Raw genomic sequence first — 23,335 nt, 5'->3', positions numbered from 1 at the left:
GTCACCAACTGCCCGCGATCCACGAGGTATCCCCGCCCAACAGCGAGAATGACCATATTTTCTGCTGTGGTCCGACTTCTTGGCGACGTTACCCGAGCCCGGGTCGGACTCCGAGTACCGCCGTACCGACGCGCACATGTGTCGCTCCGGCCGCAACGGCCTGTTCGAGGTCCGCACTCATCCCTGCCGACACCATGTTCGCAGCCGGATGAGCCGCGCGCATGAGGGTTGAGAATTCCATCAACCGCTCGAACGCCGCCTGTTGCCGTCCCGCGTACGGTCCGGTGAGCGGCGCGACGGTCATCAGACCATCGAGCCGCAACCCCGGCGCCCCGGCCACGAGGTCGGCCAACTCTTCGATTCCGCCGGGGCCTACGCCCCCGCGCTCGCCGCGGCCGTTCTCCTCCGCGTCGAGCGCGACCTGGATCAGGCAGCCGAGTTCGCGCTCCGCACGCACCGCGTCCTTCGACAAAGCCGTGACGAGCTTGGGACGATCCACGGACTGCACCAGATCGGCATAACCGACCACGGAACGGACCTTGTTGGTCTGCAACTGACCAACGAAGTGCCATGTAAGGGGAAGGTCCGCGCACTGGGCCGCCTTCGGTGCCGCGTCCTGGTCACGATTCTCCGCGACATGACGCACACCGAGCTCCGACAGGATCCGCACATCGCTCGCGGGATAGGTCTTCGTGACCACGATCAGGGTCACTTCTTCCCGCTTGCGCCCGGCCGCGGCGCACGCCGCGGCGATGCGCTCCTCGACCTGCGCCAGATTTGCGGCGAGTTGAGACTTACGCTCCGTCATGCCCTATCAGTCCAGCCAGACATAGCCCGCGAGACGACCGGTGGTGCGGTCGCGGCGGTACGAGAAGTGGTCACCGGATTCCAGCGTGCACACCGGCGACTGCTCCCGGTCGCGCACGCCGAGCCGCTCGAGCTGGGCGTGCACTCCCGCGGTCACGTCGACCGCGGGCGTACCCCAGCTCGTCTCGGCGTACGCCGCCGGCTCGACGGCGGCCACATCGGCGCGCATCGCCTGCGGCACTTCGTAGCAACGCCCGCAGACGGCGGGCCCGGTGCGGGCGATGATGCGGGCCGGGTCCGCGCCCAGCTGCACCATGGCCTCGACGGCGGCCGGGACGACCCCCGCCACCATCCCGGGGCGTCCGGCGTGCGCCGCGGCCGCGACCTTGGCGACCGGGTCGGCGAGCAGGACGGGCGTGCAGTCGGCGGTGAGGACTGCGAGGGCGAGGCCCCTGCGGGCGGTCACCACCGCGTCGACGGCCGGGATCTCGGCGTCGGACCCCCAGGGTCCGTCGACCACGGCCACATCACGGCCGTGGACCTGGTTCATCCAGACGACCCTGACCGGGTCGATGCCGAGGGACTTGGCGGCCAGCGTGCGGTTGGTCCGCACGGCCTCCGGGTCGTCGCCGACCGCGCCGCCGAGGTTGAGCTCTTCGTACGGAACGGCGCTCACCCCGCCCCACCTGTCGGTGAAGGCGAAGTGCGCGCCGCTCACGGTGCTGTGCTTGCTTATCACTTCAAGAAGTCCGGCACGTCCAGCTCCTCGGCCTGGCTGTCCTGGTACGGACGGGCCGGCGGAACCTGCGGCGGCGCCGAGGGCGCGGACGGGGCCTCGCTCACCGGGGCCGCCTCGGCGGGCTCCGGCGTCGAGGGCTCCTCGCGCGGCGTGACGCTGCCGAGGCCGCCGAAGGCCGGGCGGGACGATTCGGCAGGGCGCGCGGGCGCCGCGGGCTCCTCGCGCTTGGCCGATCCTGACGCCGAGCCAAGGACGTTGTCCCGCTTGGACGGTGGCTGTCCGCCGTCGAAGCCCGCCGCGATGACGGTGACCCTGACCTCGTCGCCGAGCGCGTCGTCGATGACCGCGCCGAAGATGATGTTGGCCTCGGGGTGCGCGGCCTCGCTGACCAGTTGGGCCGCTTCGTTGATCTCGAAGAGGCCGAGGTCCGAACCACCGGAGATGGAGAGCAGCACACCGCGGGCGCCGTCGATGGACGCCTCGAGCAGCGGCGAGGAGATCGCCATCTCGGCGGCGGCCACCGCGCGGTCGTCGCCGCGGGCCGAGCCGATGCCCATGAGGGCCGAACCGGCCTCGGACATGACCGACTTGACGTCGGCGAAGTCGAGGTTGATCAGGCCGGGCGTGGTGATGAGGTCGGTGATGCCCTGGACACCGGAGAGCAGGACCTGGTCCGCCGACTTGAAGGCGTCGAGGACGGAGACCTGGCGGTCCGAGATGGACAGGAGCCGGTCGTTGGGGATGACGATGAGGGTGTCGACCTCTTCGCGCAGCTCCGCGATGCCGTCCTCGGCCTGGTTGGCGCGGCGACGGCCCTCGAAGGTGAACGGCCGCGTGACCACACCGATGGTGAGGGCGCCGAGCGAGCGAGCGATGTTGGCGACGACGGGTGCGCCGCCGGTGCCGGTGCCGCCGCCTTCGCCGGCGGTGACGAAGACCATGTCGGCCCCCTTGAGGACCTCCTCGATCTCCTCGCGGTGGTCCTCTGCGGCCTTGCGGCCGACGGCCGGGTTGGCGCCGGCGCCGAGTCCGCGGGTGAGTTCACGGCCGACGTCGAGCTTGACGTCGGCGTCGCTCATCAACAGGGCTTGCGCGTCGGTGTTGATGGCGATGAACTCGACGCCCTTGAGACCGACCTCGATCATCCGGTTGATGGCATTGACACCACCGCCGCCGACACCGATGACTTTGATGACTGCGAGGTAGTTCTGCGGTGCTGCCACGTCGAAGGCCTCTCGCCTCGAGTTACGTGTCGCCGTTTCGCTCTGACGCGATGCGACGACTGATGCCGAATGGGACGGTCCGAATGCCGACCCGAACCCTAACGCTGAAGTTTAGGGTTACCAGTGTGTCTGTTCCCTGGACTCTTCCGAACAGGACACTAAGTCGACAAGTGGCGCACGTTCAACGAACACGCCGAACCTCCCGTTTTTCTTTTCACCCTATGTGATCAGCCGTAGCGCTGCCGAACCAGGGTGCTGGCCTGCGACGATATGCGTCAACTCCCCGCTGACGCAGGGGCGGTGGGAACGCTCACATCGAAGTGCCGCGCCTTGGGTGCCGCTTTCATCAGGGCGGTGAGGGCATCGGCCTTGGCCCGCCCCTTCTCGCCGCTGCCCCACGCGACCGTGCGTCCGTCGCTCAACTCCAGCGAGATGGAGTCGTACGAACGGACCTTGACGTTCCTGGTCCGGTGGGCCACGGACTCGGGCAGATCACCGGCGACCCGCACCGCCTCGCGCAGCAGTCGGTCGGTGCCGAACCGGCGCAGGCTGGCCGCGCCGCTCTCCTGATCCGGCGTCAATTCGAGATGCGGTACGCCCTTCGGAGCGCGCTCGACCGTGGCGAATCGCACTCCCTCGGCGTCCACTTCGACGAACTTTCCGCCCTTTTCGATGAGGAGCACGGGCTCACGTTCCGTCACTTTGAGCCCGATTCCGTGCGGCCAGGACCGCACGACGTCAATCGAGTCAATTCGGGGCAATTTCGAGCGGAGGCGCTCTTCGAGGGCGTCAGTGTCGACCGAAATCAGTGGTGCCCCGATGGGGGCGTCGGCCGCTTCGCGCACCTCTTCGGGCGTCAGCACCCGGGTGCCGGACGTCGTGACGCGCTCCAGACGCAGCCACTGCGAGCCGTAGAGCACCCAGACGCCGCCCGCGCCGAGCAGCACCGCGAGGACCAGACAGATGATCAGAGTGCGCGAACGGGGCAGCCCGAGGCGGCGGGTGCGCTGCGGGCGGGGCGGGCCGGACTTCTGCTGCTGCCGTTCGGCGGTGGTCGGTCCGGCCACGGTCCCCTGCCTTCTCACGCGTTACGGCGTGACGCAATCGCCTCGTACACCATGCCGACGAGCAGCTCGTCGGCGTCCCTGCGGCCGAACTCCGAGGCGGCGCGGGACATCTCGTACAACCGGTGGGGGTCGGCGAGCACGGGCAGGACGTTGCCCTGGACCCACTCGGGCGTCAGTTCCGCGTCGTCGACCAGCAGTCCGCCGCCCGCCTTGACCACCGGCTGGGCGTTGAGCCGCTGTTCGCCGTTGCCGATGGGCAGCGGGACGTACGCGGCCGGGAGCCCGACGGCGGAGAGTTCGGCGACGGTCATCGCGCCCGCGCGGCAGAGCATCATGTCGGCCGCGGCGTACGCGAGGTCCATCCGGTCCACGTACGGTACCGGGATGTACGGGGGCATCCCCGGCATCTGCTGCACCTGCGGCAATTCGTTCTTCGGGCCGACCGCGTGCAGGATCTGGATGCCCGCTCGCTGCAGGACCGGAGCGACCTGCTGGATGACCTCGTTGAGGCGGCGGGCGCCCTGGGAACCGCCGGAGACCAGCAGGGTCGGCAGGTTCGGGTCGAGGCCGAACGCGGCGCGCGCCTCGGGGCGGACCCGGGCACGGTCGAGCGTGGCGATGGTGTGGCGCAACGGAATGCCGATGTAGCGGGAGTTGCGCAGCTTGCTGTCCGGAGTGGCGACGGCCACCCCGTGCGCGTACCGCGAACCGATCTTGTTGGCCAGGCCGGGGCGCGCGTTGGCCTCGTGCACGACGATCGGCGTCCCGGTCCGCTTGGCCGCGAGGTAGCCGGGCAGGGCCACGTAACCACCGAAGCCGACGACGCAGTCCGCCTTCGTGCGCTCCAGGATCTGCTCGGCCGCCTTGATGGTGCCGCGCAGCCGTCCCGGGACGGTGATCAGCTCAGGGGTGGGCTTGCGCGGCAGCGGTACGGCCGGGATCAGCGCGAGTTCGTAGCCCCGCTCGGGTACGAGTCGGGTCTCGAGTCCACGCTCCGTGCCCAGGGCCGTGATGCCCACGGTCGGGTCCTGCCTGCGCAGGGCGTCCGCGAGGGCAAGCGCGGGCTCGATGTGGCCGGCGGTCCCCCCACCGGCGAGTACGACATGCACCGAAATTCACCGCTCTCCGGACGAACGCGCCTTGACGCGCCGTCGCATCGTGTTCCATCTCACCCGAGGTTGCCGCATGGCCAGGGCCGCCTTCGCCGCGGGGTCCGATCGCGCGAAGGCGATGAGGAGTCCGATGGCGAACATGGTCGGCAGCAGGGCCGAACCCCCGTAGGAGAACAGCGGGAGCGGGACACCGGCGATCGGCAGCAGACCGAGCACCGCACCGATGTTGACCACGGCCTGGGCCGTGATCCAGGTGGTCACACCTCCCGCGGCATACCTCACGAAGGGGTCCTCCGTGCGTCCGGCCACGCGGATACCCGCATAGCCTAGAGCCGCGAACAGAGCGAGCACCGACAGTGTCCCTGCCAGGCCGAGTTCCTCCCCCGTGATGGCGAAGATGAAGTCGGTGTGCGGTTCAGGCAGTTGACCCCATTTTTCCACACTCGCGCCGAGACCGGAACCGAAGAATCCGCCGGAGGCCAGGGCATAGATGCCGTGCACGGCCTGCCAGCACTGGTCTCCGGGGCCCGGGTCCGTGGCGCCGATGCACGCCAGCCTGGCCATGCGGTTGGGGCTGGTCTTGATGAGAATCACACCGAGCAGGGCCGCGACGCCGAGCACGCCGGCGAAGAGCCGGGTCGGCGCCCCCGCGAGCCACAGCAGTCCGAAAAGGATCGCCGTGAGGATGATCGCCGTACCCATGTCGCCGCCGAGCATGATGAGCCCGAGCAGCATGAAGGCGACCGGGACGAGCGGCACCAGCATGTGTTTCCACTGGGTCAGCAGACGCTTGTCGTGTTTACGCGCGAGCAGGTCGGCGCCCCACAGGACGAGGGCGAGCTTGCCGAACTCACTGGGCTGCAGCTGGAAGGGGCCGCCCAGGTAGATCCAGTTCTGGTTGCCGTTGACGCTGCGCCCTATCCCCGGGATCTGTACGAGGACCATCAGGAAGACGGTCACCGCGAGCATCGGGTAGGCGAGCGCCCGGTGCAGCTTGATGGGCATCCGCATGGCGGCGAGCAGCAGGATCGAGCCGAGCACGGCGGCCACGAACTGCTTGCGGAAGAAGTACGAGGCGGGCAGGTCCAGCTGCAGCGCCTGGATCATCGACGCCGAGTAGACCATCACCAGGCCGAGCACGGTGATCAGCAGGCTGCTGCCAAAGATGAGGTAGTACGCGGTGAGCGGCCTGTCCCACGCCCGGCGGGCCCTGGTGTAGAGCCGCCGGGGCCCGCTCTCGCCCGGAGGGTGGGAGGCACCTCTGGCGCGTACCGGAGCCGGTCGTTTGGCGACCCGCACGGAAGACCTGGCCACGTTCCCCTCCCAAGGGTGTGCCCGGCGCCCCGCCGGACAGAAAGCCCGGTCAGGCGCTTGTGGAGCCGAGTTCGCGGACGGCGTCCGCGAACGCTTCACCACGCTTGTTGTAGTTGGTGAACATGTCCATCGACGCACAGGCCGGTGCCATCAGCACGGTGTCCCCCGGCTGAGCCAGCTCCGCCGCCCGCCGTACCGCCTCGGACATCGCACCAGTGTCGGTGCGGTCGAGGTCGACGACCGGGACCTCGGGCGCGTGTCGCGCCAGGGCTTCGCGGATCAGCTCGCGGTCGGCGCCGATCAGGACGGCGCCGCGCAGCCGCTTCGCCGCACCGGTGACCAGCTCGTCGAAGGTGGCGCCCTTGGCGAGCCCTCCCGCGATCCAGACGATCGACTCGTACGCCGCCAACGACGCCTGTACGGCGTGGGTGTTGGTGGCCTTGGAGTCGTCGACGTACGCGACACCGGCCACGTCGGCGACGTGCTCGATGCGGTGGGCGTCGGGGCAAAAGGCGCGCAGGCCGTCGCGCACGGCCGTCGCCCGCACGCCGAAGGCGCGCGCGAGGGCCGCCGCGGCCAGCGCGTTGGCGATGTTGTGCGGCGCGGGCGGCTGGACGTCGGAGATCTCGGCGAGCTCCTGGGCCTGCTTCTGGCGGTCCGGCACGAAGGCACGGTCGACCAGGATGCCGTCCACGACGCCCAGTTGCGAGGGCGCGGGCGCGTTCAGCGTGAAACCGATGGCGCGGCAGCCCTCTTCGACGTCGGCCTCGCGGACCAGGTCCTCGGTCGCCTTGTCGGCCACGTTGTAGACGCAGGCGACCTGGTTGCCCTCGTAGATGCGGCCCTTGTCGGCGGCGTACGCCTCCATGGAGCCGTGCCAGTCGAGGTGGTCGGGCGCCAGGTTCAGGACCGTCGCGGAGTGGGCGCGCACGGAGGGCGCCCAGTGCAGCTGGTACGAGGAGAGCTCGACGGCCAGCACGTCGTACGCGTCGTCGCCCTCCAGGACCACGTCCACGATCGGGGTGCCGATGTTGCCGACGGCAGCCGTGCGCAGCCCCTCCGCCGTCAGGATCGAGGCGAGCATCTGCGTGGTCGTGGTCTTGCCGTTGGTGCCCGTGACGGCGAGCCAGGGAGCGGCGTCCGGGCCGCGCAGCCGCCAGGCGATCTCGACGTCGCCGACGACGTCCACGCCCGCGGCGGCGGCCGCTGCGAAGAGCGGCGACGACGGCTTCCAGCCGGGCGAGGTGACCACGAGGTCGGTGCCCTCGGGAAGCGTTTGTGCGTCTCCCAGACGTACGGAGATGCCGTCGGCCTCCAGAGAGGCGGCGCGCTCCCGGTGTGCGTCGCCGGAGCCGCCGTCCACGACGGTCACCGACGCGCCGAGGCCGGCCAGGGCGCGGGCGGCGCTGATGCCGCTCACGCCGAGACCGGCGACGGTGACGTTCCTGCCCTGCCAGTCGGACGCTGTGGTCACTTTTCGGCTGCCCATCCCGCGTAGAAGAGACCGAGGCCGACGATCACGCACATGCCCTGGATGATCCAGAAGCGGACCACCACAAGGACCTCGGACCACCCCTTGAGTTCGAAGTGGTGCTGCAGTGGCGCCATGCGGAAGACGCGCTTGCCGGTGAGGCGGAACGAGCCGACCTGGATGACGACCGACATGGTGATCAGGACGAAGAGGCCGCCGAGCAACGCGAGGAGCAGCTCCGTGCGGGAGCAGATCGCGAGGCCGGCGAGCGCGCCGCCGAGGGCGAGCGAACCGGTGTCGCCCATGAAGATCTTGGCGGGCGAGGTGTTCCACCACAGGAAGCCGAAACAGGCGCCCATCAGCGCGGAGGCCACGACCGCGAGGTCGAGCGGGTCCCTGACCTCGTAACAGGCCTGCGGGTTGATCAGCGTCGCCGAGTTGGCGCAGGACTCCTGGTACTGCCAGACACCGATGAAGGTGTACGCGCCGAAGACCATCACGGAGGCGCCGGTGGCGAGGCCGTCCAGGCCGTCGGTGAGGTTCACGCCGTTCGACATCGCGAGGATCATGAACAGCGCCCAGACCACGAACAGGACCGGGCCGATCGACCAGCCGAAGTCCGTGACGAACGACAGCTTGGTGGAGGCCGGCGTCTGGTTGCGGTTGTCCGGCCAGTTGAGCGCCATCACGGCGAAGCCGATGCCGACGATCAGCTGGCCGAGCATCTTCGCCTTGGCGCGCAGACCCAGCGAGCGCTGCTTGACGATCTTGATGTAGTCGTCGAGGAAGCCGACGAGGCCCATGCCCGCCATCAGGAAGAGCACCAGGAGACCGGAGAGCGTGGTCTCCGTGCCGGTGAGGATCTTCGTGAGGAAGTACGCGATGAGCGTGGCCAGGATGAAGGCGATGCCGCCCATGGTCGGCGTACCGCGCTTGCTGTGGTGCTCGCGCGGGCCGTCGTCCCGGATGAACTGGCCATAACCCTTGCGGGCCAGGAGCTTGATCAGCAGCGGGGTGCCGACCAGGGTCAGGAAGAGCCCGATCACGCCCGCGAAGAGGATCTGCCTCATCGGCCGGAGACCTGCCCCTCAGAAGACACCGCGGCGTCGTCGAGCAGCGCCGTGGCGACCCGCTCGAGACCGACCGATCTGGACGCCTTCACCAGTACGACGTCTCCCGCGCGCAGCTCGCTGCGCAGCAGGTCGATCGCCGCCTGTGCGTCGGACACGTGCACCGACTCCTCACCCCACGAACCCTCGTTGTATGCGCCCAGTTGGAGCCAGGACGCTTCCCTGCCCCCGACTGCCACGAGCTTGCTCACGTTGAGCCGGACGGCAAGGCGTCCGACCGCGTCGTGCTCGGCGAGACCCTCGTCCCCGAGCTCGGCCATGTGCCCGAGCACCGCCCACGTACGACGCCCCTTGCCCATGGCCACGAGCGCGCGCAGCGCCGCTCGCATGGACTCGGGGTTCGCGTTGTAGGCGTCGTTGACGACCGTCACACCGTCCGGGCGCTCGGTGACCTCCATCCGCCAGCGGGACAGCGTGCCCGCCTCGGAGAGCGCGAGGGCGATCTCGTCCACGGACATGCCCAGCTCATGGGCGACGGCGGCCGCGGCAAGCGCGTTCGACACGTGGTGCTCACCGTACAGCCGCAACGTCACGTCGCTGCACCCGGAGGGTGTGTGCAGCGTAAAAGCAGGCTGTCCGTTCTCTGTGAGCCGGACATTTTCGGCGCGTACGTCGGCGTCCTCGGCCTCTCCGAAGAGGAGCACGCGTGCCTTCGTGCGCGAGGCCATCGCGCGTACGAGCGGGTCGTCGGCGTTGAGGATCGCGGCGCCGTCGTCGGGCAGCGACTCCACCAACTCGCCCTTCGCTTCCGCGATCTTCTCGCGTCCGCCGAACTCGCCGATGTGGGCGGTGCCGACGTTCAGGACGAGGCCGATCCGCGGCGGCGTGAGACCGGTGAGGTACCGGATGTGGCCGATTCCGCGCGCTCCCATTTCGAGTACGAGGAACTTCGTCTCGTCGGTGGCGCTGAGCGCGGTCAGCGGAAGGCCGATCTCGTTGTTGAGCGAGCCCGGCGTCCAGACCGTGGGCGCGTGGCGCCGAAGGACCTGCGCGAGCAGGTCCTTGGAGCTGGTCTTGCCGACGGAGCCGGTCAGCGCCACCAGGGTCGCGCCGAGCCGCTCCACGACGTGGCGCGCAAGGGCGCCGAGCGCCGCCTGCACGTCGTCGACGACGATGGCGGGCACCCCGACGGGCCGCGACGCGAGCACGGCGACCGCGCCCTTGGCGACCACGTCGGCCGCGTAGTCGTGGCCGTCGACACGCTCGCCGACGAAGGCGACGAAGAGGCTGCCGGGCTCCACCTCACGGGAGTCCCGGACGACGGATCCGGTGACCTGGACGGCCGGATCCGGTATGTCGTACGTCTGCCCGCCGACGACGGTGGCGATCTCGGCGAGGGAGAGGGCGATCACAACTTCATCCCTGGGTTTGCTGGATAGCTTCGCGAAGCACCTGGCGGTCGTCGAAGGGACGCACCACCCCGGCGATGTCCTGCCCCTGCTCGTGGCCCTTGCCCGCGACCAGGACGGTGTCGCCCGGGCCCGCGTGGGCGACGACCGCGCGGATGGCGGCGGCACGGTCCTCGAAGACGGCGACCTCGCCGCGCTCGTGGGCCGGCACGTCGGCGGCGCCGGCGAGCATCGTGGCGAGGATCGCGAGGGGGTCCTCGCCACGGGGGTTGTCGGAGGTGAGTACGGCGGTGTCGGCGAGGCGGGCCGCGGCCGCGCCCATCGGCATCCGCTTGGTCTTGTCGCGGTCGCCGCCGCAGCCGAGCACGATGTGCAGCTTGCCCTCGGTGACCTTGCGCAGCGCGCGCAGGACCGATTCGACGGCGTCGGTCTTGTGGGCGTAGTCGACGACGGCGAGGTAGGGCTGGCCCGCGTCGATGCGCTCCAGGCGGCCCGGTACGCCGGGCACCGCGGCGACGCCGTCGGCGGCCTGCTGCGGGTCGATGCCCGCGACGGCCAGCGAGACGATCGCGGCGAGGGTGTTGGCGACGTTGAAGGGACCCGCGAGCGGCGACTTGGCGGTGATCCGCTCGCCCCCGGGGCCGACCGCGACGAACGTCGAGTCGAGCGGCCCGACCTCGACGTCCTCGGCGCGCCAGTCGGCGTCGGGGTGGCCCTCGGCGGAGAAGGTCGTGACGGGCACCTCGGACTCGGTGATGAGCCGACGCCCGTACTCGTCGTCGAAGTTGACCACGCCGAGCCGGGAGCGCTGCTTGGTGAACAGCTGCGCCTTGGCCTGGAAGTAGTCCTCCATGTCGGAGTGGAACTCCATGTGCTCCGGGCTGAGGTTGTTGAAGACGGCGACGTCGAAGACGCAGCCGTCCACCCGCCCGAGCACCAGCGCGTGGCTGGAGACCTCCATCGCGACCGCCTCGACGCCGCGCTCGCGCATCACCGCGAACAGCGCCTGCAGATCGGTGGCTTCGGGGGTCGTGCGCTCCGACTTGATGCGCTCGTCGCCGATGCGCATCTCGACCGTGCCGATGAGACCGGTCGCGCGGACGCGCTTGAGACCGCCCTCGATGAGGTACGCGGTCGTGGTCTTCCCTGAGGTGCCGGTGATGCCGATCTGGAGGAGGTCGCGGCCGGGGTGGCCGTAGACCGTCGCGGCCAGCTCGCCCATGCGGCCGCGCGGGTCGTCGACGACCAGGACCGGCAGGCCGGTCGCGGCCGCGCGCTCGGCGCCGGTCGGGTCGGTGAGCACCGCGGCGGCGCCGAGGTCGGCGGCCTGCGCGACGAAGTCGGCACCGTGCAGCCGGGCGCCGGGCAGCGCGGCGTAGATGTCGCCGGGGCGCACCGCGCGCGAGTCGTGCGTGATGCCCGTGATCTCCGCGTTGCCCGGGACGGCGACGCCCAGCTGGCCCGCGAGCTCCGTCAGTGAGGTCGCGGAGACCTGGTCCGGCCGCGGCGGTCCCGGATAGATCACGGGAACGCCCTTCTGGGTGGTTTGGGACTGATCAGCGTGTGGCACGGCGGTGAGCGTACCGGGCGTACCCGCCTCAGAGCGAAGCGGGCGGTGTGGCGAGGGGTGGTTCCCGGTGCCGGGCGTGATGGTTGTCACGAGCTGTTCCTGGTGGGTCTCAGGGCTTGAAGGTCACCGGAAGGCGGGCCGGGGTGCTTCCGGTGGGCGGGACTTGGAGCGTCTTGAGGGCGAACTCCATGACCTCCTTGTAGATGGGTCCGCAGATCTGCCCGCCGAAGTAGCTGCCCTTGGTGGCGTTCTGGATGGCGCAGTAGACGGTGACGCGCGGCTTGTCGGCGGGCGCGAAGCCGGCGAAGGACGAGGTGTAGCCCTTGTAGCGGCCGGTGACCGGGTCGACCCGGTTGGCCGTGCCGGTCTTGCCCGCGACGCGGTAGCCCGGGATGCGGGCCTTGGTGCCGGTGCCCTCTTCGTCGTCGACGACGGATTCGAGCATCTGCGACACGGTCTTCGCGGTCTTGTCGCTGACCACCCGGGTCTTCTTCGGCTTGGGCGCGGGCGTGAAGCGGCCGTCGGGGCCCTTCGTGCCGCGCACCAGCGTGGGCTCGATGCGTACGCCGCCGTTGGCGATGGTCGAGTAGACCGAGGCCGCCTGCATGGCGTTGATCGAGACGCCCTGGCCGAACGGGATCGTGAACTGCTGCGAGGTCGACCACTTGGCGGCGGGCGCGAGGATCCCGGACGTCTCGCCGGGGAAGTCGAGCCCGGTCTCCTTGCCGATGCCGAACTTGCGCAGGTACGAGTAGAGGGACTCGTTGGCCTCCTTCTGCGTCTTGCCCAGTTCGCCGGTGGCGAGGATCGTGCCGATGTTGGAGGACTTGGCGAGCACGCCGTTGAGCGTCAGGTGCCAGGTCGGGTGGTCGATGTCGTCCTGGAAGAGACGGTCGCCGCGGTGCAGCCGGTTGGGCACCGTCACGTGCGTGCCGGGCGTGGCCGCGTTCTCCTCGAGGACGGCGGCCATCGACATGACCTTGGCGGTGGAGCCGGGCTCGAAGGCGTCCTGGAGCGCGGCGTTGCCGAGGGCGGCGCCGTTGGCCTGGGAGAGGTCGTTCGGGTCGAAGCCGGGGGCGTTGGCCATCGCGAGGATCTCGCCGGTCTGCGTGTCCTGCACTATCACGTAGCCGCGGTCGGCCTTGGACTTCTTGACCTGCTCGCTGATGGCGTTCTGCGCGGCCCACTGGATGTCGCGGTCGATGGTGAGCTCGACGTCGGACCCGGGCACGGCGGGCGTCTCCGTGGAGCCTGCGGTCGGCACGCGGCGCCCGCCGGACTGGGCGTAGCGGATCTTGCCGTCCTCGCCGGCCAGCTGCTTGTCGAGCTGCTGCTCCAGGCCGCCCGCGCCCTTGCCGTCGGCGTTGACCCAGCCCAGTATCCCGGCGCCCAGGTCGTCGTTCGGGTAGACCCGCTTGCTGCTGGGGTCGGCGAGGACGCCGGCAAGGACGTTCGGGGACTTCGGGTCCGTGCCCGCCTTCTCGGCGAGCGCGCCGCGCAGGTCCTTGATCTGCTTCCAGACCTGGGGGGTCTGGCGGCGGGCGAGCAGGACGTAGCGGGTGTCGGGGGTCTTGAGCTTCTTCGTCAGCTCGGCGGCGTCCTTGCCGAGGATCGGCGCGAGGAGCGCGGCCGCCTGCTCGGGCGCGTCCTTGGTCCTGGTCTCCTTCGGCGTGAACAGCGTGGGGTCGGCCGTGATGTCGTACGCGTCCACGCTCGCGGCCAGTTCGACGCCGCCGCGGTCGGTGATGCGCCCGCGCTCGGCGGCCAGGGTGTGCGTGAAGTAGCGGTTCTTCTCGGCCTTGGCCGCGTACGCGCTCGCGTCGACCGCCTGCACCTGGAGCAGCCGTACGACGAAGGCCAGCATCACCAGGGTCAGACCGAGGCTGACCATGCGCAGGCGCGGCCGCGGGCTGCCCAGGCGGATGGTGCGGGCCTTGCCCTTGGCGGCGGGGCGGCGGCCTGCCGGGCGCCCGCCGGACGACGGACGGCGGGGCGCGCCGGGCCTCGCGGGGCGCGCGGGCCTCGCGGGTCCCGGCACCCGGCGCCGCGGGGGTTGCCTTTCGGACACTTAACGTCACCTGCCGGAGGTCGTCGTGGGGCCGGGCTTCATGGGCTGCGCGGTGGCGCGCTGCGGTGCGGCGGGGGTACGGGCGGGCTGCGCGGTCGGCCTGGCGGCGGGGGTCGCCGAAGCGGGAGTCGCCGAAGCGGAGGTCACCGAAGCGGGGGTCCGGGGTGCGGCCGGGGGCGGCTCGGCGGCGGAGACGGCGGGCGCCGGGGACGCCACCTCCTGCGGGCGCGGCGCGGGCTGCCGCAGCGACGAGGGCCGGGCCGCGACGCCGGGCACGCCGCGCACGGTGCCGTCGGGGTTCAGGAAGGCCGGGTCGCCGCCGGGGACCATGCCGAGCTCGCGGGCGCGGCGCTGGAGGGCGTCGGGTGCGGCATAGCCGTCCACGTCGCGCTGGAGCTCCTGCTCCTCCTCGGTGAGCTCCTTCGTCTCCTTCTTGAGCTCGCTCAGCTGGAACGAGCCCTCGTTCAGGGAGGAGTTCAGGATGAGCAGCGTGATCAGGCCACCGCCGAGGAGCAGCACGACGAGCAGGACGAACGGCGTGCGCGCGGCCTGGGTCGGCCCCTGTGGCAGCAGCCGCGCGAGGCGGGCGGCCCTCCCCCGCAGCTCGGGCTTCTTGCTCATGGAGCCTCCTCGCGGACTCTGATCAGCGGGTTCTGCTCAGCGGACGATGCTCAGGGGCCGGTGTGCGGGCGGCGGTTCACCCGACGGCTCACTCGACGTCTTCGCGGACGCGCTGGGCGCCCCGCAGCCGCGCCGGTGCCGCCCTGCGGTTCTCGGCGACCTCTTCCTCGGTGGGCAGTTCGGCACCGCGCGTCAGAAGCTTGAGCCGCGGCTGGTACCGCTCGGGGACGACGGGCAGGCCGGGCGGCGCCGTCGTCGCGGCACCGGCCGCGAACACCTGCTTGACCAGGCGGTCCTCCAGCGAGTGGTACGACAGGACGGCGATCCTGCCGCCGACGGCGAGCGCCTTCACGGCCGCGGGGACGGCCCGCTCCAGGACGCTCAGCTCGCCGTTGACCTCGATGCGCAGGGCCTGGAAGGTGCGCTTGGCGGGGTTGCCTCCGGTGCGCTTGGCGGCCTGCGGCAGGGAGTCGCGGATGAGCTCGACGAGCCGCGCGCTGTTGCTGAACGGCTCCTTCTCGCGCTCGCGCACGACGGCGCTCACGATGCGCTTGGCCTGCTTCTCCTCGCCGTACGCCCGCAGGATCCTGACCAGTTCACCGGGTGCGTACGTATTGAGGACCTCGGCCGCGCTGATGCCGGTCGTCTGGTCCATGCGCATGTCCAAGGGGGCGTCCTGGGCGTACGCGAACCCCCGGTCCGCCTCGTCGAGTTGCATCGAGGAGACGCCGAGGTCGAACAGGACGCCCTGGACGCGCGGGACGTCGAGGCGGTCGAGCACGTCGGGCAGTTCGTCGTAGACGGCGTGGACCAGGGTGGCCCGGTCGCCGAAGGGGGCGAGCCGTTCGCCGGACAGGCGCAGCGCTTCCTTGTCGCGGTCGAGCGCGATGAGCCGTGCCGACGGGAACGTGGACAGGAGCGCCTCACTGTGGCCGCCGAGGCCGAGGGTGCAGTCGACGACGACCGCTCCCGGTTCGGCGAGGGCGGGGGCCAACATGTCCAGGCACCGCTGGAGCATCACCGGGACGTGTCGGCTGTTGTCGCTCAAAGGGCCCTCTCAGGTCCGGCGCGGCGTTCGTACGCACTGCCGGGTCCCCGCCCGCTCCGTGAAGGGGAATGGCCTGCTGGCGCCGGGGAAGTGGCGTCAGCCGACCGGGAGCGGGAGGAGGCCGAGCCGTACGTACGCGCCGCGCACGTGGGGGGATTCAGAAAATCTCCGTGATGTGCAGTCCGCAGGGAGCAGGTCACCTCTCCCGCTTCGCGTCACTTTAGTCCACGCTGTCTCCCGGTCAATCAACCGGCCTGCGCGTCGCAGACGGGTCCGGGGCAAGGGTGCAAAACCGGCGGAGTCACCCATCCGGCCCTAGCGGCAACACCCCTGTGGGTTACCTCACAACAAGAGTCTTTGACGTTCTTTGTCCTTCCTCACAGCGGGCCCCGGCGATCAGTGCGCACTACCGTCATAGCCATGTCGACTTCCGCATCCCCTTCGGGCCGCACCCCCGCAGAGCCGATCGGCGACATAGCCGTCGGCGCCGTCACCGACCGCCTGGTCGAGGCGAACAAGACGTACGCCGCCGGATTCGCCGACCCCGGCATGGACGCCCGCCCCGTGCTGCACGTCGCCGTCGTGGCCTGCATGGACGCCCGGCTCGACCTGCACGACGCGCTCGGCCTGGCACTGGGCGACTGCCACACCATCCGCAACGCCGGCGGCGTGGTCACGGACGACGTCATCCGCTCCCTGACCATCAGTCAGCGCGCGCTCGGCACCCGCAGCGTCGTCCTCATCCACCACACCGGCTGCGGCCTGGAGTCCCTCACCGAGGAGTTCCGGCAGGACCTGGAGAACGAGGTCGGGCAGCGGCCGACGTGGGCGGTGGAGTCCTTCCGCGACGTCGACCAGGACGTACGGCAGTCGATGCAGCGTGTGCGGACCTCGCCGTTCCTCCTGCACACCGACGACATCCGCGGATTCGTGTTCGACGTCACCACCGGTCTGCTGCGGGAGATCGACCCTGCGTGACTGACAAAGGGTCGTAAGACCCGACAAATCGGCGCCAGTTATCCACAGGCGAGTGACACGACCCGCTATGCCCAACAACAATGCGGGGGTGACATCACGCGGTCCATTCACGCGTGGTGTCGGTGAATTCGGGGTGGACCGGGTCGCGCGTGTGAACGTCGGCCCGGAGAACGGGCCGAGGAGGGCCGGGTGACGACCTATGACGATCGAGCGAGCCTCACAGATCTGACCACCACAGCGGAGCGTGTCCGCAGGTCGGTGGAGGGTGTGATCGAGGGCAAGCCGGAGGTCGTACGGCTTTCGCTGACCGTGCTCCTCGCGGAGGGGCACCTGCTGATCGAGGATGTGCCGGGCGTCGGCAAGACCATGCTCGCCAAGGCGCTCGCGCGGTCCATCGACTGCTCCGTGCGGCGGATCCAGTTCACTCCGGATCTGCTGCCGTCGGACATCACGGGTGTGTCCATCTTCGACCAGCAGCGCAGGGACTTCGAGTTCAAGCCGGGCGCGATCTTCGCGCAGATCGTGATCGGCGACGAGATCAACCGTGCGTCTCCGAAGACGCAGTCCGCGCTCCTGGAGTCCATGGAGGAGCGCCAGGTCACCATCGACGGGCAGACCTACGAACTGCCCAGCCCCTTCATGGTGGTGGCCACGCAGAACCCCGTCGAGATGGAGGGCACCTACCCCCTGCCCGAGGCGCAGCGCGACCGGTTCATGGCACGGGTCTCGATCGGCTACCCCAACCCGGAGGCCGAGCTCCAGATGCTCGACATCCACGGCGGCGTCTCGCCCCTGGACGACCTCCAGCCGGTGGCGCACGCGCACGACATCGTGAAGCTCATCGACGCCGTGCGCACGGTCCACGTGGCCGACTCCGTGCGGCGTTACGCGGTGGACCTGGTCGCCGCGACCCGCAACCACCCGGATCTCAGACTCGGGGCGTCCCCGCGCGCGACGCTGCACCTGCTGCGCGCCGCCAAGGCCTCCGCCGCGCTCAGCGGCCGTGAGTTCGCCCTGCCGGACGACGTGCAGGCGCTGGCCGTCGCGGTCCTCGCGCACCGCCTGCTGCCCACCGCGCAGGCCCAGTTGAACCGCCGTACAGCAGAATCGGTCGTCCTGGAGATCCTGCAGCGCACCCCGGTGCCCGCCAACGCGCAGCCCGCTCCCGGCGCCTACTTCAACCAGCAGCCGCCCGGCGCCCGGAGGCTGTGATGGCGGCCGGGGGGAGGCCGACGGGCCACGCCGAGGACGACAGAGGCGGGCTTCGCACGGCTCTCGCGGGCCTGACCACCCGCGGGCGTTCCTTCCTCGCGGCCGGCGTCGCCGCCGCCATCTGTGCCTATGTGCTCGGCCAGGGCGACCTGCTGCGCGTCGGGCTGCTGCTCGCCGTGCTGCCGCTGATCTGCGCCCTCGTCCTGTTCCGCACCCGCTACCGCGTCGCGGGCAGCCGCAGGCTCTCCCCCGCGCGCGTGCCCGCCGGTTCGGAGGCCCGCGTCCATCTGCGGATGGACAACGTCTCGCGGCTGCCCACGGGGCTGCTGATGCTCCAGGACCGCGTGCCCTACGTGCTCGGGCCGCGGCCCCGGTTCGTGCTCGACCGGGTCGAGGCGGGCGGACGCCGCGAGGTCTCCTACCGCGTCCGCTCCGACCTGCGCGGGCGCTATCCGCTGGGGCCGCTGCAGCTGCGCCTGACGGACCCGTTCGGGATGTGCGAACTGACGCGCTCCTTCTCGACGTACGACACCCTGACGGTCATCCCGCGCGTGGAGGCGCTGCCCCCGGTGCGGCTCACGGGCGAGGCCAAGGGGTACGGCGACGGGCGCAACCGCTCGCTGGCGCTGGCCGGCGAGGACGACGTCATCCCGCGCGGGTACCGCCACGGCGACGACCTGCGCCGGGTGCACTGGCGCTCCACCGCGCGCTACGGCGAGCTGATGGTGCGCCGGGAGGAGCAGCCGCAGCGGGCCCGCTGCACGGTGCTCCTGGACACCCGGGGCGCCGGCTTCCGCGGCGCGGGACCCGACTCGGCCTTCGAATGGGCGGTGTCGGGCACGGCGTCCGCCCTGGTGCACATGCTCGAACGGGGCTTCTCGGTACGGCTGTTGACCGACACCGGCACCTCCGTGCCGGGCGAGGGCTCGGACGGCTTCGCGGGCGCGAGCCAGGAGTCGGCGGACGCGGCCGGGCTGATGATGGACACCCTCGCGGTGATCGACCACTCGGACGGCGCCGGGCTGTCCAGGGCCTACGACGTCCTGCGCGGCGGCAACGAAGGCCTGCTCGTCGCCTTCCTCGGCGACCTCGACGAGGAGCAGGCCGCGGTGGTCGCCAAGATGCGCCAGCGCAGCGGCTCCGCGGTCGCCTTCGTGCTGGACGGCGCGGCGTGGGCGCAGGGCCCCGGAGGCCTGGCGTCCGAAGCCGGTGACGCGCGGGTGCGGATGCTGCGCGAGGCGGGCTGGACGGCCCTCGTGGTGCCGCCGGGCACGGGTCTCGCGGACCTGTGGCGCCAGGCGGACCACGCGCGCATGAACGCGGGCCCCGCGCCCTCCGCCGGAACGACCACCGGAGGCTGGGCATGAGGGGGCGACACGGCTCGATGGGAGTACGTACGACAGTGGGGGGACGCACGACAGTGGGGGAACGGTCATGAGCGGACGCGCGCGGCTCGCGCTGTGTGCCACCGCGGCCACGCTGATGGCGTCGGGCGCGCTGCTGCCGCTCGTCGATCCGGCGACGTGGTACCTGCAGGCGGTGATCCTGCTCGTCCTGCAGAGCGGGGTGGGCGCGCTGGCCCGGCGGATGCCCCTGGCCAGGCCGGTCACCGTGGCGGTGCAGGCACTGGTGACACTGTTGCTGCTCACCCTGGTGTTCGCCCGTGAGCAGGCCATCGCGGGGATCCTGCCGGGACCCGATGTGTTCCAGCGGTTCGGCGTCCTCCTGGAGGCGGGCGGCAACGACGTCGGGCGGTACGCGATCCCGGCGCCGCTCAGCGACGGCATCCGGCTGATGCTGGTCGGCGGCGTCCTGGTGATCGGCCTCGCGGTGGACGCGCTCGCGGTGACGTTCCGCACGGCGGCGCCCGCGGGGCTGCCGCTGCTCGCGCTGTACTCGGTCGCGGCGGGGCTCTCCGGGGACGGCGCCGGATGGCTGTGGTTCCTGCTCGCGGCGGCCGGCTATCTGCTGCTGCTCCTTGCGGAGGGCCGCGACCGGCTCTCCCAGTGGGGCCGGGTGTTCGGCGGCTCGCCACGCGCGCCGGGGCGGGTCTCCGGCGGCCTGGAGAGCAACACGGGAGCGGTCGCCCCGGTCCGCACGGGACGGCGCATCGGCGCGGTCGCGCTGGGCGTCGCGCTGGTGGTGCCGCTCGCCCTGCCCGCCCTGGACGGCGGCCTCCTGGACGGCTCCGGCGGTCCCGGCGGCGGCTCGGGCGGCGGCGGGACGATCTCCGCGGTGAACCCTCTGGTCGCGCTCCAGGACAGCCTGAACCAGCCGGAGGACCGCGAGGTCATCTCGTACCGCACGAACGCCGAACAGACCGACGAGCTGTATCTGCGGATCGTCTCGCTCGACCAGTTCGACGGCACGACGTGGAAGACCACCGTCCGGCGCATCGAGGGCGTGCCCTCGCCGCTGCCGACCCCGCAGGGCCTGCGCCCCGACGTCCGCAGGACCGAGATCCAGACGAACATCTCGGCCGCCGACAGCTACGCGCAGAACTGGCTGCCCATGCCCTACCCGGCCAGCGACGTGAAGATCGACGGCCGCTGGCGGTACGAGCCGGTGGGCCGCGCCCTCGTCGGCGACCGGGGCCAGACCACGCGCGGCGAGCAGTACCAGGTCAAGAGCCTGGTCGTGGAGCCCACGGCCGAGCAGCTGGCCGACGCGCCCCCGCCGCCCGACGCTCTGCGGCGCGAGTTCACCAAGGTGCCGGACTCGCTGCCCGACGTGGTCGCGGACAGGGCACGCCAGGTCACCAAGGGCGCCGCGAACCCGTACGAGCAGGCGGTCAAGCTCCAGGACTACTTCGCCTCGGACGGCGGATTCACGTACAACACCCGGGTGCGGGCGGGCAGCGGTCCCGCCGCGATCGGCCGGTTCCTGGAGCAGAAGGAAGGGTTCTGCGTCCACTTCTCCTTCGCAATGGCCTCCATGGCGCGGACACTGGGGATCCCGGCCCGCGTCGCGGTGGGCTTCACGCCGGGCTCCGCGCAGGCGGACGGCAGCATGTCGGTCGGGCTCCGGGACGCGCACGCGTGGCCCGAGCTGTACTTCGAGGGCGTGGGCTGGACCCGTTTCGAGCCGACGCCGAACCGCGGCACCGTGCCCGAATACACCCGCTCGGACGTCCCCTCCGGTGGCGCGAACGACCCGGACACCCCGGAGCCTTCCACCTCCTCCGAGCCGTCCGCGGCTCCCTCGGCGTCCGACAGCTGCCCGGCCGACATGCGGCAGCAGGGCGGCTGCACGAGCGCGGCCCCGCAGGTCACGGCCGGTTCGGGCGGCGACGGGCCACCCATCGGGATGATCGTGGGCGTCTCTCTGGCGGCCTTGCTGATCCTCGCGGTGCCCTTCCTGCCGATGCTGTGGCGCACCAGGGTGCGTGCGGTGCGGCTGGGATCCGGTGGCCGTACCGAGGCGGACGGGGCGGCGCGGACCCTCGCGGCCTGGCTCGAAGTGACCGATACGGCCTGGGACCACGGCATTGCGCCGGACGAGTCACTGACCCCCCGGAAGGCGGCCGCCCGGATCGTCCGCGTCGGAGAGCTGACCGCCGCGCCCGCGGAAGCCGTCCATCGGGTGGCGGCCGCGGTGGAGCAGGTGCTCTATGCCCCGCGCCCGCACCCGGTCTCGGGCCTCGCCGATGACGTACGGCGGGTGCACGACGGGCTGAACGCCGCGGTCGGCCGCGCCGGCCGGCTGCGGGCGACGCTCGCGCCGCGTTCGGCCGCACGGGTGGTGTGGGCGGTGTCGGACCGGTGGGCGGCGTTCACCGCGCGCTGGAGCGAGCGGATCGCCAAGCGGTGGACGGCACTGACGCGGAAGCTGCCGCGCCGGACCCCGCAGGAGGGCTGAGTCGCAGGTCGGGTCCCCGAAGCCGGGGGCCCGACCACGGCTGGGGTCCCGACGTCCGGGAAACCGCCTGCCCGACTTCCGGGAAACCAGCCGGCGGGAATCCGGCCAGGACAGGTGTGAGGCCAGGACATGTGTTGTGAGGCCAGGACATGTGTGAGGGGCGACCGCCCCGTGGGTGGTCGCCCCTCACACATGTATGAAGAAGTCTGTTCGGTCAGTGCCGAGCGGTCTGGCTCACTGACCGCCCTGCTGTTCGTCGCGGCGGCGCTGCCACCGCTGCTCGATGCGGTCCATGACGGAACGGCGCTGCCGTGTCTGCCGACGGGCCGCCTGCCCGCCCGGCGCGGCTGCCGCGCCCGAGGGCTGTTCGCCCGGCTTCGGCGCCTTGCGCCAACCGGTGACGGCCAGCACCGCGCAGCCCAGCATGACGAGGAAGCCCACCACGCTGATCCAGATCTGCTGGGCGACCATTCCGGCCATGAGGAGGGCGATACCCACCAGGAAGCCCGCGACCGCTTGGTAGACCCGCTTCCGGGTGTACGTACGCAGCCCGCTTCCCTCAAGCGCTGTCGCGAACTTGGGATCTTCGGCGTACAGCGCTCGCTCCATTTGCTCGAGCATGCGCTGCTCGTGCTCCGAGAGCGGCACGGAGTCCTCCTCATCGTGCAGTCGCCGGGGCGACCGGGGGTCCCCTTCAGGATAGGCAGGGAATCGCCCCCGTGAAACCCGCCCCTCTGCGCCAACTTCGCCAAACCGGACCTTCACGCCGCTCCGGCTCGCTGAAGCGTGCATTCCCCAGCGGCCGAACCGTCATGCAGGACGGTGTCCCTCGATCATACGGCGCCCGTAGCCCGTTCGGGGGGCCTGTGGCGTACTCCATGTGCGGCTGCGTCGCTGATCAGCGGGGCAGCCGCACACGCACCTCAGGCCTCGTCGGTGCCTCGCGCCTCACCGAGCACGTGCAGCTGGGTGGCCACGGAGTGGAACGAGGGCAGCTCGGCGGCGGCGGCCTCCAGCTTGAGGAGTGCCTCCAGGGCGCCGGGCTCGGTGTCGACGAGGACGCCGGGGACCAGGTCGGCGAAGACCCGCACGCCGTGCACCGCGCCGACGCTCACGCCCGCGGCCTCGACCAGCTCGGTGAGCTGGTCGGCGGTGAAGCGCCGCGGCACGGGGTCGCCCTCGCCCCAGCGGCCCGCCGGGTCGGTGAGCGCCGCCTGGGCCTCCTTGAAGTGCCCGGCGAGGGCCCGCGCGAGCACGGCCCCGCCGAGGCCCGCGCCGAGCAGGCTGAGGATCCCAAAGGGGCGCAGCGCGTCGACGGCGAGGCGCACGCCCTCGGCCGGGTCGTCCACGTACTCCAGTACGCCGTGGCACAGGACGGCGTCGAAACCGCCCCGCTCGACGACGTCGAAGAGGCCGAGCACATCGCCCTGGACGCCGTGCACGCGCTCGGCGACACCGGCCTCGGCGGCCCGGCGCTCCAGCGCGAAGAGGGCGTTCGGACTGGGGTCGACGACGGTGACGCGGTGACCGAGGCGGGCGACCGGCACCGCGAAGTTGCCGCTGCCGCCTCCCGTGTCGAGTACGTCGAGTGACTCCCTGCCCGTGGCCTTGACGCGGCGGTCCAGGGCGTCCTCCAGGACGTCCCAGACCACGGCGGTACGGAGGGAAGCGCGCGGACGAGGGGTGTCGGAGCGCAGCGACGCCGCTTGAGGGCGGTGGTGGGAGGCGGGCGGGCGCATCGGGTCCGACACGGCAGTTGACTCCTCGG

General features: G+C 71.2%; 19 protein-coding genes. 4 read left to right on the top strand and 15 right to left on the bottom strand.

The window, feature by feature from the left end:
* Positions 1 to 88: 88 nt before the first annotated feature.
* The 13 genes from AB0B50_RS38305 to rsmH all read right to left on the bottom strand — a co-directional run bounded on the left by AB0B50_RS38305 (position 89) and on the right by rsmH (position 15,519).
* The gene (locus AB0B50_RS38305; RefSeq protein ID WP_362340649.1) at positions 89 to 808 is read right to left on the bottom strand and encodes a YggS family pyridoxal phosphate-dependent enzyme; all 720 of its coding nucleotides are present in this window, start codon (positions 806 to 808) and stop codon (positions 89 to 91) included.
* 6 nt (positions 809 to 814) lie between these two features.
* A complete protein-coding gene (pgeF, locus tag AB0B50_RS38300; protein ID WP_362340647.1) occupies positions 815 to 1,546 on the bottom strand; it encodes a peptidoglycan editing factor PgeF in 732 nt (243 codons plus the stop codon).
* Positions 1,543 to 2,769 carry a cell division protein FtsZ gene (gene ftsZ, locus AB0B50_RS38295; protein WP_362340645.1) on the bottom strand — a complete coding sequence of 409 codons (1,227 nt, stop codon included), beginning with the start codon at positions 2,767 to 2,769 and terminating at the stop codon, positions 1,543 to 1,545. The genes pgeF and ftsZ overlap by 4 nt, the downstream gene beginning before the upstream one ends.
* Before the next feature lie 275 nt (positions 2,770 to 3,044).
* On the bottom strand, positions 3,045 to 3,836 hold the full coding sequence (locus AB0B50_RS38290) for an FtsQ-type POTRA domain-containing protein (protein ID WP_362340643.1): 792 nt from the start codon (positions 3,834 to 3,836) through the stop codon (positions 3,045 to 3,047).
* 14 nt (positions 3,837 to 3,850) lie between these two features.
* Entirely contained in the window at positions 3,851 to 4,945 is a 1,095-nt protein-coding gene (gene murG, locus AB0B50_RS38285) for an undecaprenyldiphospho-muramoylpentapeptide beta-N-acetylglucosaminyltransferase (RefSeq protein ID WP_362340641.1), read from the bottom strand.
* Between the two features lie 6 nt (positions 4,946 to 4,951).
* Positions 4,952 to 6,262, bottom strand: coding sequence for a putative lipid II flippase FtsW (gene ftsW, locus AB0B50_RS38280; RefSeq protein WP_362340640.1), 1,311 nt, complete (start codon positions 6,260 to 6,262; stop codon positions 4,952 to 4,954).
* A 49-nt stretch (positions 6,263 to 6,311) separates the two neighbouring features.
* Complete coding sequence (gene murD / locus AB0B50_RS38275; protein ID WP_362340638.1) at positions 6,312 to 7,751, bottom strand: UDP-N-acetylmuramoyl-L-alanine--D-glutamate ligase; 1,440 nt, start codon at positions 7,749 to 7,751, stop codon at positions 6,312 to 6,314.
* A complete protein-coding gene (mraY, locus tag AB0B50_RS38270) occupies positions 7,733 to 8,803 on the bottom strand; it encodes a phospho-N-acetylmuramoyl-pentapeptide-transferase (protein WP_362340636.1) in 1,071 nt (356 codons plus the stop codon). Before mraY ends, murD begins: the two co-directional genes overlap by 19 nt.
* Complete coding sequence (murF, locus tag AB0B50_RS38265) at positions 8,800 to 10,215, bottom strand: UDP-N-acetylmuramoyl-tripeptide--D-alanyl-D-alanine ligase (RefSeq protein WP_362340634.1); 1,416 nt, start codon at positions 10,213 to 10,215, stop codon at positions 8,800 to 8,802. Before murF ends, mraY begins: the two co-directional genes overlap by 4 nt.
* A 4-nt stretch (positions 10,216 to 10,219) precedes the next feature.
* Positions 10,220 to 11,872, bottom strand: a complete 1,653-nt coding sequence (locus AB0B50_RS38260) for a UDP-N-acetylmuramoyl-L-alanyl-D-glutamate--2,6-diaminopimelate ligase (RefSeq protein WP_362340632.1) — start codon at positions 11,870 to 11,872, stop codon at positions 10,220 to 10,222.
* 19 nt (positions 11,873 to 11,891) lie between these two features.
* Positions 11,892 to 13,850, bottom strand: a complete 1,959-nt coding sequence (locus tag AB0B50_RS38255; protein ID WP_362340630.1) for a penicillin-binding protein 2 — start codon at positions 13,848 to 13,850, stop codon at positions 11,892 to 11,894.
* A gap of 6 nt (positions 13,851 to 13,856) precedes the next feature.
* Positions 13,857 to 14,471: a septum formation initiator family protein gene (locus tag AB0B50_RS38250; RefSeq protein WP_362340628.1), complete on the bottom strand. Its 615-nt coding sequence runs from the start codon at positions 14,469 to 14,471 to the stop codon at positions 13,857 to 13,859.
* 88 nt (positions 14,472 to 14,559) lie between these two features.
* Positions 14,560 to 15,519, bottom strand: a complete 960-nt coding sequence (gene rsmH / locus AB0B50_RS38245; RefSeq protein WP_362340627.1) for a 16S rRNA (cytosine(1402)-N(4))-methyltransferase RsmH — start codon at positions 15,517 to 15,519, stop codon at positions 14,560 to 14,562.
* A 420-nt stretch (positions 15,520 to 15,939) separates the two neighbouring features.
* Between rsmH and AB0B50_RS38240 the strand changes: the two genes are divergently transcribed.
* The 4 genes from AB0B50_RS38240 (at position 15,940) to AB0B50_RS38225 (ending at position 21,567) form a co-directional block, all read left to right on the top strand.
* Positions 15,940 to 16,497, top strand: a complete 558-nt coding sequence (locus AB0B50_RS38240) for a carbonic anhydrase (RefSeq protein ID WP_362340625.1) — start codon at positions 15,940 to 15,942, stop codon at positions 16,495 to 16,497.
* Between the two features lie 189 nt (positions 16,498 to 16,686).
* Entirely contained in the window at positions 16,687 to 17,709 is a 1,023-nt protein-coding gene (locus AB0B50_RS38235) for a MoxR family ATPase (RefSeq protein WP_362340623.1), read from the top strand.
* Positions 17,709 to 19,076 carry a DUF58 domain-containing protein gene (locus AB0B50_RS38230; protein WP_362340621.1) on the top strand — a complete coding sequence of 456 codons (1,368 nt, stop codon included), beginning with the start codon at positions 17,709 to 17,711 and terminating at the stop codon, positions 19,074 to 19,076. Before AB0B50_RS38235 ends, AB0B50_RS38230 begins: the two co-directional genes overlap by 1 nt.
* Before the next feature lie 67 nt (positions 19,077 to 19,143).
* The gene (locus tag AB0B50_RS38225) at positions 19,144 to 21,567 is read left to right on the top strand and encodes a DUF3488 and transglutaminase-like domain-containing protein (RefSeq protein WP_362340619.1); all 2,424 of its coding nucleotides are present in this window, start codon (positions 19,144 to 19,146) and stop codon (positions 21,565 to 21,567) included.
* A gap of 234 nt (positions 21,568 to 21,801) precedes the next feature.
* Here AB0B50_RS38225 and AB0B50_RS38220 read toward each other — a convergent pair whose 3' ends face one another.
* Positions 21,802 to 22,215, bottom strand: coding sequence for a DUF3040 domain-containing protein (locus AB0B50_RS38220; RefSeq protein WP_362340617.1), 414 nt, complete (start codon positions 22,213 to 22,215; stop codon positions 21,802 to 21,804).
* Positions 22,216 to 22,490: 275 nt separating this feature from the next.
* Positions 22,491 to 23,318 (bottom strand): methyltransferase, encoded by an 828-nt coding sequence (locus AB0B50_RS38215; protein ID WP_362340615.1) that lies wholly within the window; start codon positions 23,316 to 23,318, stop codon positions 22,491 to 22,493.
* Positions 23,319 to 23,335 lie beyond the last annotated feature (17 nt).

Source organism: Streptomyces sp. NPDC041068, assembly GCF_040647455.1.
In the GTDB taxonomy this organism is placed as follows: Bacteria; Actinomycetota; Actinomycetes; order Streptomycetales; family Streptomycetaceae; genus Streptomyces.
This window is presented reverse-complemented; position numbering and strand designations above follow the sequence as displayed.